Source organism: Aeromonas sp. AE23HZ002T15 (assembly GCF_054165525.2).
The window spans coordinates 2,549,430-2,566,859 of the sequence record NZ_CM201342.1; the positions used below are offsets into that span (position 1 = coordinate 2,549,430).

General features: G+C 60.6%; 16 protein-coding genes. 11 read left to right on the forward strand and 5 right to left on the reverse strand.

The features are described from left to right. Positions 1-30 precede the first annotated feature (30 nt). Entirely contained in the window at positions 31-1,392 is a 1,362-nt protein-coding gene (mnmE, locus tag ACT5M9_RS11890; RefSeq protein WP_457982805.1) for a tRNA uridine-5-carboxymethylaminomethyl(34) synthesis GTPase MnmE, read from the forward strand. Positions 1,393-1,464: 72 nt separating this feature from the next. On the opposite strand, the gene fhuB is transcribed toward mnmE, so the two are convergent. The 5 genes from fhuB to ACT5M9_RS11915 are packed head-to-tail and all read right to left on the reverse strand — an operon-like array spanning position 1,465 to position 9,061. Continuing rightward, positions 1,465-3,447, reverse strand: a complete 1,983-nt coding sequence (gene fhuB / locus ACT5M9_RS11895; protein ID WP_457982803.1) for a Fe(3+)-hydroxamate ABC transporter permease FhuB — start codon at positions 3,445-3,447, stop codon at positions 1,465-1,467. Further along, on the reverse strand, positions 3,444-4,415 hold the full coding sequence (locus ACT5M9_RS11900; RefSeq protein WP_457982802.1) for an ABC transporter substrate-binding protein: 972 nt from the start codon (positions 4,413-4,415) through the stop codon (positions 3,444-3,446). The genes fhuB and ACT5M9_RS11900 overlap by 4 nt, the downstream gene beginning before the upstream one ends. Before the next feature lie 11 nt (positions 4,416-4,426). After that, positions 4,427-5,191 carry an ATP-binding cassette domain-containing protein gene (locus ACT5M9_RS11905; RefSeq protein WP_457982801.1) on the reverse strand — a complete coding sequence of 255 codons (765 nt, stop codon included), beginning with the start codon at positions 5,189-5,191 and terminating at the stop codon, positions 4,427-4,429. Between the two features lie 45 nt (positions 5,192-5,236). Continuing rightward, entirely contained in the window at positions 5,237-6,883 is a 1,647-nt protein-coding gene (locus ACT5M9_RS11910) for a multidrug ABC transporter permease/ATP-binding protein (protein WP_457982799.1), read from the reverse strand. A 60-nt stretch (positions 6,884-6,943) separates the two neighbouring features. Then, entirely contained in the window at positions 6,944-9,061 is a 2,118-nt protein-coding gene (locus tag ACT5M9_RS11915; protein WP_457982797.1) for a TonB-dependent siderophore receptor, read from the reverse strand. Between the two features lie 380 nt (positions 9,062-9,441). On the opposite strand from ACT5M9_RS11915, the gene mioC reads away from it, so the two are divergent. The 10 genes from mioC to atpH all read left to right on the forward strand — a co-directional run bounded on the left by mioC (position 9,442) and on the right by atpH (position 17,429). Further along, a complete protein-coding gene (gene mioC, locus ACT5M9_RS11920; protein ID WP_457982796.1) occupies positions 9,442-9,891 on the forward strand; it encodes an FMN-binding protein MioC in 450 nt (149 codons plus the stop codon). A gap of 506 nt (positions 9,892-10,397) precedes the next feature. After that, positions 10,398-12,287: a tRNA uridine-5-carboxymethylaminomethyl(34) synthesis enzyme MnmG gene (gene mnmG, locus ACT5M9_RS11925; protein ID WP_438549139.1), complete on the forward strand. Its 1,890-nt coding sequence runs from the start codon at positions 10,398-10,400 to the stop codon at positions 12,285-12,287. A 20-nt stretch (positions 12,288-12,307) separates the two neighbouring features. Continuing rightward, positions 12,308-12,934 (forward strand): 16S rRNA (guanine(527)-N(7))-methyltransferase RsmG, encoded by a 627-nt coding sequence (gene rsmG / locus ACT5M9_RS11930; protein ID WP_457982794.1) that lies wholly within the window; start codon positions 12,308-12,310, stop codon positions 12,932-12,934. Between the two features lie 27 nt (positions 12,935-12,961). Next, complete coding sequence (locus ACT5M9_RS11935) at positions 12,962-13,765, forward strand: ParA family protein (RefSeq protein ID WP_438549141.1); 804 nt, start codon at positions 12,962-12,964, stop codon at positions 13,763-13,765. Further along, the gene (locus ACT5M9_RS11940; RefSeq protein ID WP_457982793.1) at positions 13,762-14,670 is read left to right on the forward strand and encodes a ParB/RepB/Spo0J family partition protein; all 909 of its coding nucleotides are present in this window, start codon (positions 13,762-13,764) and stop codon (positions 14,668-14,670) included. Before ACT5M9_RS11935 ends, ACT5M9_RS11940 begins: the two co-directional genes overlap by 4 nt. 190 nt (positions 14,671-14,860) lie before the next feature. Continuing rightward, positions 14,861-15,271: an ATP synthase subunit I gene (locus ACT5M9_RS11945; RefSeq protein ID WP_457982791.1), complete on the forward strand. Its 411-nt coding sequence runs from the start codon at positions 14,861-14,863 to the stop codon at positions 15,269-15,271. Positions 15,272-15,279: 8 nt separating this feature from the next. Beyond that, complete coding sequence (gene atpB / locus ACT5M9_RS11950; protein WP_349920427.1) at positions 15,280-16,059, forward strand: F0F1 ATP synthase subunit A; 780 nt, start codon at positions 15,280-15,282, stop codon at positions 16,057-16,059. 61 nt (positions 16,060-16,120) lie between these two features. Further along, entirely contained in the window at positions 16,121-16,360 is a 240-nt protein-coding gene (gene atpE, locus ACT5M9_RS11955) for a F0F1 ATP synthase subunit C (RefSeq protein WP_010672265.1), read from the forward strand. A 51-nt stretch (positions 16,361-16,411) separates the two neighbouring features. Beyond that, the gene (gene atpF / locus ACT5M9_RS11960; RefSeq protein ID WP_139437153.1) at positions 16,412-16,882 is read left to right on the forward strand and encodes a F0F1 ATP synthase subunit B; all 471 of its coding nucleotides are present in this window, start codon (positions 16,412-16,414) and stop codon (positions 16,880-16,882) included. 13 nt (positions 16,883-16,895) lie between these two features. Further along, positions 16,896-17,429, forward strand: coding sequence for a F0F1 ATP synthase subunit delta (gene atpH / locus ACT5M9_RS11965; protein ID WP_349920426.1), 534 nt, complete (start codon positions 16,896-16,898; stop codon positions 17,427-17,429). The last annotated feature ends 1 nt before the right edge of the window (position 17,430 follow it).

The following is a 17,430-nucleotide window of genomic DNA, read 5'->3' on the forward strand; positions in this document are numbered from 1 at the left end:
CGCAATCACCGAACTGACGAGCCAAGCAAGATGACAACAGATACGATCGTGGCCCAGGCCACCGCCCCCGGCCGGGGTGGCGTCGGCATAGTCCGGGTCTCCGGCCCCGCCGCCGAGCGCGTCGCCGAGATAGTGCTCGGCAGAGTGCCGAGGGTTCGTTACGCCGAATACCTGCCGTTCAATGACGAACAGGGGCAGCCGCTGGATCAGGGCATAGCCCTGCTGTTCAAGGCCCCCAACAGCTTCACCGGCGAAGATGTGCTGGAGCTGCAGGGTCACGGCGGCCCCGTCATCCTGGACATGCTGATCCGCCGCATCCTGCAGATCGAGGGCCTGCGCCCCGCCCGTCCTGGCGAGTTCAGCGAACGCGCCTTCCTCAACGACAAGCTGGATCTGGCCCAGGCCGAGGCCATCGCCGATCTCATCGAGGCCTCCAGCGAGCAGGCCGCCCGCAGCGCCATGCACTCCCTGCAGGGCCAGTTCTCCGGCAAGGTGCAGCAACTGGTGGAGAGCCTCACCCGGCTGCGCATCTATGTGGAGGCCGCCATCGACTTCCCGGACGAGGAGATAGACTTCCTCTCCGACGGCAAGGTGGCCGGCGATCTCTACGCCATCATGGCGTCGCTGGAGGACGTACGCGGGGAAGCCAAACAGGGCGCCTTGCTGCGGGAAGGGATGAAGGTGGTGATCGCCGGCCGTCCCAACGCCGGCAAGTCCAGCCTGCTCAACGCCCTGGCCGGGCGAGAGTCCGCCATCGTCACCGAGATCGCCGGCACCACCCGCGACGTGCTGCGCGAGCACATCCACCTGGACGGCATGCCCTTGCACATCATCGACACCGCCGGCCTGCGGGACACCCAGGACAAGGTGGAGCAGATCGGCATAGAGCGTGCCTGGGCCGAGATAGAGCAGGCCGATCGGGTGCTCTTCATGGTGGACGGCACCACCACAGATGCCGTGGATCCCCACGAGATCTGGCCGGAGTTTGTCGATCGCCTGCCAAAAAACATCGGCCTCACCGTGGTGCGCAACAAGGCCGATCTCACCGGCGAGGATCTGGCGCCGAGTCAGGAGCTGGGCCACGCCGTCTACCGCATCTCGGCCAAGACGGAGCTGGGGCTGCCTGCCCTGCGCGAGCACCTGAAGGCCTGCATGGGCTTCCAGGGAAGCGCGGAAGGGGGCTTCATGGCCCGTCGTCGCCATCTGGATGCGCTGGAGCGCGCCGCCGAGCGGCTGCTGGTGGCGAAAGAGCAGCTGGAGGTGTTCGTGGCCGGTGAGCTGGTGGCCGAGGAGCTGCGCCTGGCGCAGGAGTCCCTGTCCGAGATCACCGGTGAGTTCAGCTCGGACGATCTGCTGGGCCGCATCTTCTCCAGCTTCTGCATCGGTAAATAAGCCGCAGCGCGGCCACAAAAAAGCCCGGGAGATCTTCCCGGGCTTTTTATTGTGCATTTTTTGCTCTAAAAGCTAGAGCCGGCGCAGGCACCACATGAAGTAAGCGCCCCCTAACAGGGTGGAGACCAGACCGACCGGCACCTCCTGCGGGAAGAGGATCTGCTGGCCAACCCAGTCCGCCGACACCATCAAGAGCGCGCCGCAGCCAGCGGCACCCAGCAGGTGCCAGCGAGCCCGCACCAACCCCATCAGCCTGGCCATGTGCGGCGCCAGCAGGCCGGCGAAGGAGAGCGGCCCGATGACCATGGTCGCACTGGCGGTGAGCACGGCCACCAGCAGCAGGATCACCAACTGGGCACGGCTGAGGCGCACACCCAGAGCCGTCGCCACCGCCGGTCCCATGGGCATCAGATCCAGCCAGCGGCTCACCAGCAGGCAGATCCCCAGCATCACCACCGCCAGCACGGCCAGCGCCAGGGCCACGGGCTGGGTGACGTAATAGGTGGAGCCGGACATCCAGGAGAGCAGTTGCTGCACCCTCAGGTTGCCGTTGGCCAGGGCGATGGCCTGCAGCGGCTCGAACAGGGCCGCGATGGCGATGCCGGTCAGCAGGAGTCGCTCCGGCTGGAAGCCGTTCTTGCGGTTGATCACGACCAGCAGCAACAGGCTGCCGAAGGCCCCCAGCACGCCTCCCAGGGGGATCATGGCCAGCGGCAGGGTCGGCAGCAGCAAGGCGGTGGCGATCACACCCATGAAGGTACCACCGCTCACCCCGAGCAGTTCGGGGCTCGCCATGGGATTGTTGCTGACCCGCTGCAACAGGGTCCCCGCCAGGGCCAGCAGCACGCCGGCCGCCCCCGCCGCCAGGGTGCGCGGCAGGCGCCACTCCAGCTGAGCCTCCCACCTGAGCCAGCTCGGCCAACTCCAGCCATGCATCCCCTGACCGAACAGCAGGGAGGCCAGCATGGCGAGCAGCAGCCCCATCCCCAGCAGGGCGAGGAAGCGCCCGGGAGCCGGATGCCGTGCCACCGTCAGCCCGCTGGCGCCCCTCGGCGTCACCGACTTGAAGGTGAGGCGCGGGATCAGCCAGAGCAGCAGCGGCGCCCCCAGCAGGGCCGTCATGGCCCCGGTCGGGATCAGCACAGGCCAGAAGCGGGTCAGGGATTGCAACAGCAGGTCGGTGGCCGCCAGCAGCAAGGCCCCCAGCACGGGGGCCCACAGCAGCCGCAGGCCGAGTCGTCTCACCCCCAGCATGCGCACCAGGACGGGGGCCGCCAGCCCGACAAAGCCGATGATCCCCACCACGCTCACCACGCAGGCGGTGAGGAAGACGGCGAGGGCGAGCCCGGCGAGGCGCAGGTGCTTGAGGGAGACCCCCAGGCTGCGGGCACTGGCATCATCCAGCTCCAGCACCGCCAGGGGGCGGGCCAGCAGCGCCGCCAGTACGGCGGACACCAGCAGCCGCGGCAACAGGTAACCGACGCCGCTCCAGCTGGTCTGGGCCAGGGAGCCGCTGCCCCATACCAGCAGCCCCTTGAGCTCTTCCTGGAAGAACAGCAAGAGCCCCAGGCTGACGGCCGCCAGATAGAGGTTGATCACCAGGCCCGCGAACACGATGACCACGGGGTTGAGCTGACGGCGCCAGGCCAGGGCGAATACCAGCCCCATGGCGAGGCTGCCCCCCGCCATGGCGATCCACTCGCGCCCGACCAGCAGCCAGCTCGGGGCGAACAGGGTCACCACCATCAGCGCCAGCTGGGCACCCGAGGAGACCCCGAGGGTGGTGGGCGAGGCGAGCGGGTTGCGCAGCACCTGTTGCAGCAGGGTGCCCGCTAGGCCCAGGGATGTGCCGGCCAGCAGGCAGACGGCGAGGCGCGGCAGCCAGCTGAAGTGGACCAGCGCCTGGCGGGCATCGTCCAGCTGCGGCGAGAAGAGGGATTGCCACCAGAGGGAATCCGGCAGTTGGTGCGCCAGATCCCAGCCGGCCAGGGCCAGGGTCAGCAGCAGCAGAGCCAGGCCGGGGCGCAGCAGGGAGGCGGGAAGGATCTGGCTCATTGAACGGCTCCCAGAGTGGCCAAGCCGGATGAGGATTCTGCTCGCAGGGCCCCGCTCAGCAGATCGGCGAAACGGCGGGCGGCGAGCAGGCCGCCAAAGCTCCAGACGGCGGGCAGGTGCACGACCTCGCCCTGCTTCACCAGAGGCAGGTGTTGCCAGAGACCCGGCTCCTGCAAGCGCTCACTCACCCCCACCGGAATGGGGTCGATGACCACCAGCCTGGCGGTCGGCAGGGAGATAAACTGCTCCAGGCTCACCACGGAGAAGCCCCAGGCATTGGTCTCCCCCTGCCAGGCGTTGCGCAGCCCCAGCCGCTGCAGCACGGCGTCGAACAGGCTATGGCGACCGAATACCCGCACGTGGCGCTCATCGATAAATTGCACCATCAGCAAGGGCGGCATATTGGCGGGAAGTTGTCCCTTCATCCGCTCGAGATCCCGTTCCAGGGTGGCGAGCTGCCGCTCGGCATCCGGACGCTTGCCCACCAGATCGGCTATGGTCAGGGTCGCCTCGTGCAGCCGTTGCCACAGATCCGCATCGGGCTCATAGAGGGTGATGGATTGCACCGGCGCTATCTGGGACAGGGTCGGCTCCAGTGAGGCCATCAGCGGGGAGATGAGGATAAGATCGGGTTTGAGCTCCGCCAGCAGCTCGCGATTGGGCTGCATGCGCAGGCCGATGTCCACCACCTCGGCGGGGAGCTCGGGCTCCCCGACCCAGGCGCGATAGGAGCCGACATCCCCCATGGCCAGCGGCGTGACGCCGAGGGCCAGCAGGGTCTCCGCCACCGTCCAGTCGACGGTAGCGATCCGAGGTATGGACTGAACGCCAGGTACGGTATCGCCACCGTGCCCAGACTCGACGGAGGGGATGCGAGACGCAGGCTCCACCGGGGCAACCGGCTCGGCTTGCAACATCAATGGGGCCAGCAGACAGCAGAGCCAGCCCGTTTTCTTCATTAGATGCATCGGGCCCTCGCTCAGATGATGGCGATGTTGTGATCGTGGGCCGGGTGGCGTATCACGGCCATGGGAATGCCGTAGATGGCCTGCAGGGTCTCGCTGGTCATGATGTGCGAGGCGTCCCCATGGACCAACAGCCGACCGCCGTGCAGGGCTACCAGCTGATCGCAGAAACGGGAGGCCATGTTGATGTCGTGGATGACGATGATGACCCCCAGGTTGAGCTGACGGCTCAACTGTCTGACGAGCGTGAGTACCTCCACCTGATGGGCCACGTCCAGGGCGGCCAGCGGCTCGTCCAGCAGGATGAAGCGGCTCTCCTGGGCCAGCAGCATGGCCAGCCAGACCCGGCCCCGCTCCCCGCCGGACAGGGTATCCACCAACCGATCCGCGAACGCCTCGGTATGGGTGAGGGCGATGGCCTGCTCCACCTGACGATGGTCCTCCTCCCGCATCCGTCCCAGCAGGCCGCGCCAGGGGTAACGCCCCATCTCCACCAGCTCGCGGCCGAGCAGGCTCTCGGCGCTCGGCAGATGCTGGGGCAGGTAGGCGACCTGGCGGGCGAAGTCCCGATTGCTCCAGTCGCTCAGCGGCTTGTCGTCGAACAGGATCTCTCCGCCGCTCAGGGGCTGCTGGCGGGCCAGCAGCTTGAGCAGGGTGGATTTGCCCGAACCGTTGTGACCGATGAGGCCATAGACCTGACCCTGCTCGAAGCGCAGATCGGTCGGTTGCAGCAGCTGGCGGTCATTGACCGCGAAGCTGGCGGATTTCATCTCAAACATAATCTGTTCCTGTGCTGGCCTGATGCCAGTCTGTCGGTGCCGGCATCAGACCGGCACGTCGCTGTCCAGATGGGCGACGGCATCCCGGCTCACCTGTTCCCGGCGCTCGCCGGTCAGTTCGGTGAGCTGGCCCTGACGCATCTCCAGCAGGCGATCGGCCAGGGGGAAGTAGAGATCGTCGTGGCTGATGGCGATCACCGTCTTGCCCATCTCCTTCAGGCGCGGCAGCAGCACCTGATAGAAGATGCGGCGGAACTGGGGATCCTGATCCGCGGCCCATTCGTCGAACAGCATCACCTCCCGCTGCTCCGCCAGAGCCAGCAGCAGGGCGACCCGTTTGCGCTGCCCCTGGGAGAGCTCGATGTTGGTGATGAAGTCCTGCTCGATCACCAGCTTGCTGCCCATCTGCAGCCGCTCCAGCCACTCATCGATCAGGGCCTGTCTGGGCTCGGGCCCCAGCAGGTGCTGGAACAGGTGATAGTCGGTGAAGATGGCGGAGAAGAGCGCCAGGTAGGCATTGCGATCCACCACGGGCTCGCCGTCCAGCAGGATCCGGCCAGAGACGGGCTGATAGAGCCCGGTCAGCAGCATGGCCAGGGTCGACTTGCCGGATCCATTGCCGCCGATGATGAAGATCTGCTCCCCCTTCTCGATGGTAAGATTGACGGGACCGACCGCAAAGCCGCCCTCCCCCTGATAGTGGAAGCTCACCTCCTCCAGCTGGATCCGCTGCCAGGCTCGCGGTGCGGGCGGCAAGGGGAACTCGGGATCCGGTTCAGCCAACGTCAGGGTCGCTATCTTGTCAAACGCCACCTGGGCGGAGATCAGGGTCGGCAGGGCACCGATCCCCTGCAAGAGGGGGGTGCGCAGGAACAGCAGGGTCAGGGCGAAGGTGGCGGCCACATTGGTATTGGCCCATCCCAGGCCGTTGGCCAGGAAGAACACCAGGCCGATGGCCCCCAGCATCATGATGTTCGACCAGTTCACCGCGCTCAGGTGGTAGGTGTCGGCGCGGATGATCTCCTGACGATAGTCCTTCGCATTGCGCTCATAGAGCCGGTGGTAGACGAAGTGAGCGCGCTCGCGATTGAGCGCCAGTTCCTTGCTGCCGGCGATGATGGACTGGTAGTTCTGGTAGAGCTTGTCTTCCGCCAGACGCATGCGCGACAGGTGGCGATAGACACGGTTCACCAGCAGCCAGCCCACCACCATGGTGAAGGTGACCCAGAGGGCGGTCACGACGAGCAGGGATGGCGACAACCAGCCGAGGTAGAGGGCGGAGCCTATGGTGAGCACCAGCCCCTGCACCAGCTCTGGCAGGCGCACGAAGGCGATGGTGATCTGGCCGATGTCGCTGGACAGAGAGGCCAGCAGCGGCCCCTGCCCTATCTGGCGAATACGGGCGACGTCGGTGTCCAGCAACTGCTTGAGCAGCCGGCCGCGCAAGCGGTAGACGAAGTGGTGACCCAGGGTGGTCAGGGCCAATTGGGAGCCGAGCGTGATCACCAGCAGCAGCAGAATGAGGCCGAGAAGCTGGCCAAGGATCGGCAGCGGATCCCCAACTGACTCGATAAGCGATTGATTGATAAAGGCGATAACACCTATGCCGCTCACAGCACTGAGCAGGCTTAACAAGGTGATAGCGATGAAGGGCCAACGATATTGGCGGTAAACCAGTGACAAGAGTTCCATGACGAGCCTGCGTACAAAAAGAAAGAGGGCGGGAGCTCATGCCCCCGCCCGCCTTGTATCTTACCAGCGGTAGTTGATGGAGCCGACTATGCTGCGCTCCTCACCGTAGTAGCAGTAGTAGTCACAGCTTGCGATATAGGTGTCGTCCAGCAGGTTGTTGACGTTGAGCTGGGCCCGCCAGTTCTTGGCAAAGTCATACCCGATCATCGCATCCCACACGGTCTGGGCCGGCACCTTGGCAGAACCATAATCAGCAGCGTAAGAAATCGGGTCAACATAACCAACACCTACGCTCGAACCGATGTAACGCACGCCGGTGCCCACTTCCAGACCGGAGACCGGACCCTGTTGCACCTTGTAGTTGCCCCAGAAGGAAGCCTGGTGACGGGGGATCATACTGGCACGACGGTCACCATCACCGGTGTCGTTGGTCTTGGCATCGGTATAGGTATAGGCAGCGGTCAGGCGCAGCGCCTCGGTGGCCTGCACGCTCCCTTCCAGTTCCACCCCTTGGGAGGTGACTTCACCGGCCTGGGTCTGCTGGCCGGAACCGGTGGAGATCAGGGAGTTGGTCTGCTCCAGATCGAACAGGGCCAGGTTGATGTAGCCATCGAGGAAGCCGGGTGTGTACTTGATGCCGGTCTCATACAGCTTGCCTTCCAGCGGCTTGTAGGAGTTCTTGGTGTTCGGGTCTATGCCAGGCAGCACCTCGAACGACTCCGCATAGGCGAAGTAGGGGGAGATACCGTTGTCGAACAGGTACATCAGGCTGCCGGAGAGCGAGAGGTTGTTATCGTACTGCTTCTCGTTCTTGCTGGTGGCTTCGCTGATGTTGTGGGTCTCCACATAGTCGAAGCGACCACCTGCGGTCAGCAGCCAGCGGTCGTCCCAGCGGATCTGATGCTGAGCATAGAGGCCGCTCTGGCCCTTGGTGTTCTTCTGATAGGTCGCAATGGACTCATCGAAGCCTGGGAAGCCACTGTAATCCGGATGCATGGTGTTGATCGTGTCAACGTTGACAAAATCAGATTCCATCCCTTCATTTACGTGACGCTGCAGATCGATCCCCAGCAGTAAAGTCTGCTCGGTGCGATCCGTGTTCCAGTAACCCACCATCTGGTTGTCCATGGTGATGCTCTTGGTATCACCATCGCGATACACCACACTACGAGGCGCCGTGGTCGTGTCATAAACTGGGTAAATATAGGTCTGACGCAGCAGCAGATCGTTGTAGTTGAAGCGGACGTTCTGCTTGAACTCCCAGGTGTTGTTGAACTGGTGGGCCAGCTCATAACCGGCGGAGATTTGGGTGTTGCGGTTGCGATCGTAATCCGGCTGACTCAGGTTGGTACTGGGATCTATCTGCCCTGGGGTTGTATCAAGAGTGCCATAAATGGGGAAGAAGCCGTTGGTCGGTACCCCTTCGTCGTGCAGGAAGCTGGCCAGCAGGGTAAGGCTGGTGCGATCCGAGATGTCCAGGGTCACGCTCGGTGCCAGATAGGCGCGCTCGTTGTAGGTACCGTCCAGCACCCCATCACGCTCCTTATAGAGCGCAACCATGCGATAGCGGCTGTTGTCCGTCAGATCGTCGGAGAAATCGATGCCGATCTGGCGCAGCTCCCGGTTGCCCAGCTGCACGTCTACCAGACCCTGGGGGGTGGCGGTCGGGCGCTTGCTGACGGAGTTGATCACGCCGCCGGGAGGGGCTTCACCGTAGAGGATGGAGGCCGGCCCTTTGAGCACTTCCACGCTCTCCAGACCGAAGGGCTCAGGCGTCCACACATAGTAGCCATTCATTGTAAGCAAACGGTTACCATCGAGGTAATCGGCAGCATTGAAGCCACGCACCTTGAACCAGTTGGTGTTGTTGTCCGAGCCATAGAGGCCAGTGAGCACGCCGGAGCGATAGCGCACGGACTCATCGAGCTGCTGTACGGCGTGCTGATCCATCTCCTCGCGATTGACCACGGAGACAGCGCGCGGGGTCTCGGCCATGGGCACTTCGACCTTCATGGCGTTGGCGGTCACCACCATGGTCTCGCTCGCCTTGGGCAACTCTTTTTCAGCTTGTTCGGCAGCCAGCACCGGCAGACCAGCCAACAAACAGGAGAGCGGCAGCAGGTGCTGTACCACTCTCTTTCGCATCACTGCGTGGGGAATATTTTTTTGCGCAATCATATTAAGTGTCTCAAATAAAAAGAGTTATTTTTGGTTTCTTATTATGGGTGCCCAATACTGCCGGTTTGCCCGACTCCTTAGGCGAATAAATCACCGCAATGCTACTACAAGAGACGTGATCGAATCGATTCATTAATTGCTAATCATTTGCATCTGCATTGTTACTAAACGTATCTATTAGAGCTTTTTTGAGCATTGGGATTCATTCATGCATGACTGGGGTGAGAGGCATCCGGGCAGCGGAAGACGTCGGTGACAGGGGCGTTTTTCATCGTCAAAAGCCGAAAGGATCCTTATCCCCAAGCTTTTCCATATTTATCCACATCCTTTGGCGGTAGAATCCCAGTTCCGCGTTTTCCGTTTTTTTCAGGATCCATTCCATGGCCAAACTCAATCTCGTCGTCGGCTCCATGCTGGGGGCAGCCGAATATGTCGCCGATCATGTCGCCAGCCTGCTGGAACAGGCGGGACATCAACCCAGGATCCACAACCCGGCCAGGCTGGCCGAGGTGCTGGCAGAACCGGATGCGATCCTGTTGGTGATCACCTCCACCCACGGTGCCGGCGATGTCCCCGACAACCTGCAACCCTTCGCCAAAGATCTTGCCGACCAGAAGCCGGATCTCAATGGGCTGAAATATGGCGTCATCGCGCTGGGCGACAGCAGCTATGACACCTTCTGCCAGGGTGGCAAGACCCTGGATACCCTGCTGAGGGAGTGTGGCGCCAGCCGGATCGGGGATCGTCTCGATATCGATGTGACCCAGCACGAGATCCCGGAAGATGCCGCCGAAGCCTGGATCCAGGACTGGATAGCGTTGATCGCGTAAAAACGAGGGGGAGATCCGCTTAGTCACACCTGATCTCCCACTTATCCCCAGATCCCTATCCACCAGGTTATTAACAGCCCAGCCTGAACCGGGCTTTCTGCCTGAACAAGAAATAAAACCGGATCACCTGTGCATAACCATAGGGTTAAGCGCTGTAAAACCTATAGTTATTCATGTATTAGATCCGATGCGGTTTCTCTTTGTGAATAAAACCCCCGGTTATCCCCCCGTTCAAGGCCCTGGGATCCAAGCTTTTCCACAAGCTGGGATCCGCCTTAACCGGATGATCTTTATGATCAAAAAGTGCTTATGAACAGAAACGGCGGATCCTAATAAAAGATCCAACAAAAGATCGATCTAAAGATCCTTAAGATCTATTTAGTGGATCCTTGATCCATACTGATCCCGAACTAGACGTTCCCCTCAGGATACGAAACGGATAGAATGATCCGCCCTCCAGACCAGGCAAACAAAGATCTTCAGGCGTGCAGATCAAGGTGATCCCAATGCAATACCATGAACAATTTGATGTGATCGTCGTCGGTGGCGGTCACGCAGGAACCGAAGCAGCCACCGCGGCCGCCCGTATGGGCCTTAATACGCTGTTGCTGACTCACAACATCGATACGCTGGGACACATGTCTTGCAACCCGGCCATCGGCGGGATCGGTAAGGGACACCTGGTCAAGGAAGTTGACGCCCTCGGCGGGATCATGGCGCGTGCCATCGATCTCGGCGGGATCCAGTTCCGCACCCTCAACTCCTCCAAGGGCCCGGCCGTGCGCGCCACCCGTGCGCAGGCGGATCGTCTGCTTTACAAGGCAGTGGTACGCCAGACGTTGGAGAACTACCCGAACCTGAAGATCTTCCAGCAAGCCTGTGACGATCTCGTCATGGATGGGGATCGCGTTGCCGGTGTGGTGACCCAGAGCGGGATCCGCATCAGCGCCAAGACGGTGGTACTCACCGTCGGCACCTTCCTGAACGGCCTGATCCACATCGGCATGGAGAACTACAAGGGCGGCCGCGCCGGTGATCCTCCCTCGATCGCCCTGGCCCAGCGCCTGCGGGAGATGCCGTTGCGCATCGATCGCCTCAAGACAGGCACACCGCCACGCATCGATGCCCGTACCGTCGATTTCTCCGTGATGCAGCAGCAGCACGGTGATGATCCTCGCCCGGTCTTCTCCTTCATCGGCGATGCCAGCCAGCATCCACGCCAGGTCCCCTGCTACGTCACTCATACCAATGAGCAGACGCACGAGGTGATCCGCAACAATCTGGATCGCAGCCCCATGTACGCCGGGGTGATCGAGGGGATTGGCCCGCGCTACTGCCCGTCGATCGAAGACAAGATCACCCGTTTTGCCGACAAGACGGCGCACCAGATCTTCGTCGAGCCGGAAGGGCTGACGACCCACGAACTCTATCCGAACGGGATCTCCACCAGCCTGCCGTTCGACGTGCAGGTGCAGATCGTCCGTTCGATCCGCGGCTTCGAGAATGCTCACATCACCCGTCCGGGTTACGCCATCGAATACGACTTCTTCGATCCCCGGGATCTCAAGGCGAACATGGAGAGCAAGTGCATCGAGAACCTCTTCTTCGCCGGCCAGATCAACGGCACCACGGGTTATGAAGAAGCCGCCGCCCAGGGCCTGATGGCCGGTCTCAACGCCGGTCTGCGCGCCCAGGGCAAGGAAGCCTGGCATCCGCGCCGGGATCAGGCCTACATGGGCGTGATGATGGACGATCTCTCCACCCTGGGAACCCGCGAACCCTACCGCATGTTCACCAGCCGTGCCGAATACCGGCTGCTGCTGCGTGAAGACAACGCCGACCTGCGCCTGACCGGTATAGGCCGCGAGCTGGGGCTGGTGGACGACGAACGCTGGAGCAAGTTCAACGCCAAGATGGAACAGGTGGAGCAGGAGCGCCAACGCATGCGCTCGACCTGGATCCACCCGCAACATCCGTCCCTGGAAGCGGTCAACGCCCTGGTCAACACCCCCCTTACCCGCGAGCAGAGCCTGGAAGAGCTGCTGCGTCGCCCAGAGGTGACCTACGATGCCCTGATGGCCATCGACGGAGTGGGCCCTGCGCTAGCGGATCCGGCCGCCGCCGATCAGGTGGAGATCCAGATCAAGTACGCCGGCTACATCGAGCGTCAGCACGACGAGGTGGAGAAGCAGCTGCGCAACGAGAACACCCTGTTGCCGCTGGACATGAACTACCGCGACGTGAACGGCCTCTCCAACGAGGTGATCGCCAAGCTGAACGATGCCAAGCCAGAGACCATAGGTCAGGCCTCCCGCATCTCCGGCATCACCCCGGCCGCCATCTCCATTCTGCTGGTTCACCTGAAGAAGCACGGTTTGCTGCGTAAAACCGCCTGAGGAATTCCCCGTTGGAAAACATGCTGGAAAGACTGAACGGCCTGCTCATGCAGGCCGGTATTGTTATCACTGATATCCAAAAGAGTCAGTTGGTTCGCCTGGTCGAGTTGCTGCACAAGTGGAACAAGGCTTACAATCTCACCTCGGTGCGTGAGCCGGACGCCATGCTGGTCAAGCATATTCTCGACAGCCTGGTGGTGAGCCCTCACCTCAAGGGTGAGCGTTTCATCGATGTGGGCACTGGCCCCGGCCTGCCGGGTTTGCCGCTCGCCATCATCAATCCGGATAAGCAGTTCGTGCTGCTCGACAGCCTGGGCAAGCGGATCAACTTCATCCGCCAGGTGATCCTGGAGCTGGGGCTGACCAACGTGACGCCGGTTAAATCCCGGGTTGAGGAGTATCAGCCCGAGACGGGGTTTGATGGCGTGCTGAGCCGGGCCTTTGCCTCGCTGGAAGACATGCTGGGCTGGTGTCATCATCTGCCCTCGGCAGAAGGCAGTTTCCTGGCGCTCAAGGGGCAATACCCCGAGCAGGAACTGGCCCAGTTGCCTGCCAGCATCCAGCTGGTCGCCACCCACAAGCTGGTGGTGCCGGAGCTGGACGGCGAGCGCCATCTGCTGGAGTTTAAAGCCATTCAGCCCGAATAGGGCCGCCGCATTCATTTAGGGGATAGTGTGGGAAAAGTCATTGCCATAGCCAACCAGAAGGGTGGAGTGGGGAAAACCACCACCTGTGTGAATCTGGCCGCCTCCATGGCTGCCACCCGGCGCAAGGTGCTGGTGATCGATCTGGATCCGCAGGGCAATGCCACCATGGGCAGCGGGATCGACAAGTACGAAGTCGAACGCACCGCCTATGAACTGCTGATCGACGATGCCCCCATCGGCGAGGTCATCATCCCCGAAACTTCGGGGGGTTATCACCTCATCGCCGCCAATGCCGACGTCACCGCCGCCGAAATCCGTCTGATGGAATTCTTTGCCCGCGAGATCCGCCTGCGCAACGCGCTGGCCTCGGTGCGGGACAAATACGACTACGTCTTCATCGACTGCCCCCCTTCCCTCAACATGCTGACGGTCAACGCCATGGCCGCCGCCGATTCCGTGCTGGTGCCCATGCAGTGCGAGTACTACGCGCTGGAGGGGCTCACCGCCCTGGTGGATACCATCAGCAAGCTGGCCGCCGTGGTGAATCCCGAGCTGAAGATCGAAGGGGTGCTGCGCACCATGTTCGATCACCGCAACCGCCTGGCCAATGATGTGTCCGATCAGCTGAAACAGCATTTTGGTGACCGGGTCTATCGCACCATCATTCCTCGCAACGTGCGACTGGCGGAGGCGCCGAGCTTCGGTGCGCCGGCCATGCATTACGACAAATCATCGGTGGGGGCCAAGGCCTATCTGGCGCTGGCAGGCGAGATCCTGCGCCGTCAGGAGCAGGAGTGCCAGCCGATCACCGCAGACCGAGAGAGCCTATGACTCCGAAGAAACGTGGACTGGGCAAGGGACTGGATGCCCTGCTCAGCACCAGCACGGCCGCTCGCCAGAAACAGGTGATGAGCGATCAGCGTACCGAGCAGGCCATGGCGCCCACCAACCAGGGTGAGCTGCGCAAGCTGCCGGTGGAGTGGTTGCAGTCCGGCAAGTACCAGCCGCGCAAGGATATGTCGCAGGATGCGCTGGAAGATCTGGCCAACTCCATCCGGGCGCAAGGTGTGATTCAGCCCATAGTGGTACGCTCCATCGGTGAGCATCGCTTCGAGATCATCGCCGGTGAGCGGCGCTGGCGTGCCTCCCAGCTGGCCCGGCTCGAGGTGGTCCCCTGCCTGGTCAAGGACGTGCCGGACGAGGCGGCGGTGGCCATCGCGCTGATTGAGAACATCCAGCGTGAAGATCTCAACGCCATCGAGGAGGCGGTGGCCTTGCAGCGGCTGCTGACCGAGTTCGAGCTGACCCACCAGCAGGTGGCGGAGGCGGTGGGCAAGTCCCGCACCACGGTGACCAACCTGCTGCGGCTCAACCAGCTCAACGAGGACGTGAAGCGCTTCGTGGAGCACGGGGATCTCGACATGGGCCATGCCCGCGCCCTGCTGGCGCTGAGCGGTCCGGCCCAGTCCGAGCTGGCCAAACTGGTCGCCCAGAAGGGGCTGACCGTGCGAGATACCGAAAAACTGGTGCAAAAGTCCCTGGAACCGGCAAAAACCAAGGTTGAGCCCGTCCGCGATCCCCAGTTTGGTTACATCGAACGCCAGATTTCGGAAAAAATTGGCAATCAGGTGCAACTTCAGCCGGGCAAGCAGGATAGCGGTAAGTTAGTAATTAGTTATGATAACTTAGCGGATTTGGACCGTATACTGTGCTATTTCGGCCTGTCAGAATCGTGATTTTTACGCTTTTTGTAGTAATAAAACATCCATTCCTTTCGTTATGAACATAACCTTAATTCTGCACGGAAAGCCGCAAAAATTAAGGATTTTTGCCGTGTTGCAATAGCTGACTTCACGGGTATAATTTGACCGGCTTTTCGAGCTGTAAACGCGGGGTCTTCGGATCCCGATTTTTTACAGTTCTGTAATGTTCAGGGGTAGGTTGGTGAAACAGAAAAGAGCCTTGGAAGGTTTGACGCTAGCCATGGCTATGCTCGTTTGTCAGCTCATCCTGATCCTGGCTATCGGTACCGTCTGGTTTTATCTGGAGGGTCCGTTCGCCGGACAATCCTCTCTCTACGGAGGGGGGATGTACTGGGTTCCTCAGGCCCTGTTCACGTTCTGGGTTCTGCGCCGCAAGGTGACGAAGGAGAGTGTGGGTCTGGTTTTGGGGGACTTTTATGGTGGGGCAGGGATTAAGCTCGTTACTACAGCAGGACTTTTCGCCCTGGTGTTTGGCTCCGGGATCGAGGTCAACACAGTCTCGTTCTTCGTCACTTATATCCTCGCCCTCGTTGTACAGTGGATAGTTTCATTCACGCTTAACAACCACTATTAGGAAAACTCATGTCTGCAACCGGAGAAGTCCTGACTCCTCAGGGATATATCTCCCACCACCTGACCCATCTGCAAGTCGGGTCCGGGTTCTGGACGGTGAATATCGATTCCATGATATTTTCCGTCGTGCTAGGCGCCCTGTTTATCTGGTTGTTCCGCAGCGTGGCCGTCAAGGCTACCAGCGGTGTGCCCGGTAAGCTGCAGTGCTTTGTGGAGATGCTGGTCGAGTTTGTGAATGGTAACGTCAAAGACATCTTTCATGGTCGCAACAAGGTCATCGCACCTCTGGCCCTGACGGTGTTTGTGTGGATCTTCCTGATGAACCTGATGGATCTGATCCCCGTTGACTTTATCCCTCACGCTGCACAGTTGATGGGTGTTCCCTATCTGCGTGTGGTTCCCTCTGCTGACGTTAACATCACCATGTCCATGGCTTTGGGCGTGTTCTTCTTGATCCTGTACTACAGCATCAAGGTCAAGGGTATCAGCGGGTTCGTGAAGGAGCTGACGCTTCAGCCTTTCAACCACCCTGCTGCCATCCCGGTTAACTTCATCCTTGAAACCGTCACGTTGATTTCCAAGCCTGTTTCATTGGGTCTGCGACTGTTCGGCAACATGTATGCTGGCGAACTGATCTTTATCCTGATTGCGGGTTTGTTACCCTGGTGGTCACAGTGGATCCTGTCCGTGCCTTGGGCAATTTTCCACATCCTGATCATCACTTTGCAGGCGTTTATCTTCATGGTTCTGACCATCGTCTATCTGTCGATGGCACAAGAAGACCATTGATGATGCAACTCAAATAATCCTTTTTATACAATCAATTACATCTAAATAAATGGAGATCCTCATGGAAAACTTGAACATGGACCTGCTGTACATCGCTGCTGCAATGATGATGGGTCTGGCGGCTATCGGCGCCTCCATCGGTATCGGTATCCTGGGTGGCAAGTTCCTGGAAGGTGCGGCTCGTCAACCCGACCTGATCCCTGTTCTGCGTACCCAGTTCTTCATCGTGATGGGTCTGGTGGATGCGATCCCGATGATCGCCGTTGGTCTGGGTCTGTATGTGATGTTTGCGGTTGCCTAAGTCGTCACGACTCACGCAGAACCCATTAACTAACTTAAGAGGACATCGGCTGTGAATATCAACGCCACCCTCCTCGGCCAAGCAGTTGCTTTTTTCATCTTCGTAGTATTTTGCATGAAGTACGTGTGGCCGCCGCTGATCGCTGCCATCGAAGCCCGTCAGAAAGAAATCGCTGACGGCCTCTCTTCTGCAGAACGTGCCAAGAAAGATCTGGATTTGGCCAAGGCCAACGCCACCGATCAGCTGAAAGAAGCCAAGCTTCAGGCTGCCGAAATCATCGATCAGGCCAACAAACGCAAGGCCCAGATCATCGATGAGGCCGCCGTCGGAGCGCAAGCTGAGCGGGAGAAAATCCTGGCTCAGGGCCGTGCAGAGATCGAAGCTGAACGTCATCGTGCCAAAGAAGAACTGCGCAAGCAGGTTGCTGCTCTTGCCATCGCGGGTGCAGAGAAGATCCTGGCACGCCAAATCGACCAGGCTGCCAACAGCGACATCGTCGACAAACTGGTAGCAGAACTGTAACGGGAACGGGGCTATGTCTGAACTGACTACAATCGCTCGCCCCTACGCCAAGGCTGCTTTCGAGTTTGCCGTTGAGCACAAGGCGGTTGACCAGTGGCTGGGGATGCTCGGCTTCGCTGCGGAAGTGGTGAAGAACGAGACCATCCACAACCTGGTAAACGGCTCTGTGGCTGCCGAGGAGCTCGCGAAATTGTTTGTGAGCGTCTGCGGTGAGCAGCTCGACGAGCATGGTCAGAACCTGATCCGGGTGATGGCCGAGAATGGTCGCTTGGGTGTGCTGCCGGCGGTCGTTGCTGAATTTGTAGCGCTCAAGGCTGAACTGGACAAAGAAGTTCAGGCTGACGTGATTTCGGCGATCGAACTGACCGACCAGCAGAAAGCCAATATTCAGGCTTCTCTGGAACAACGTCTCGCGCGCAAAGTGAAGCTGAATTGCAGCACAGATGCGTCCTTGATGGCCGGGGTGCTCATCAAGGCCGGTGATCTGGTTATCGACGGCACTGTCCGCGGTAAGCTGGATCGCATGGCCGATGCGCTGCAATCTTGAT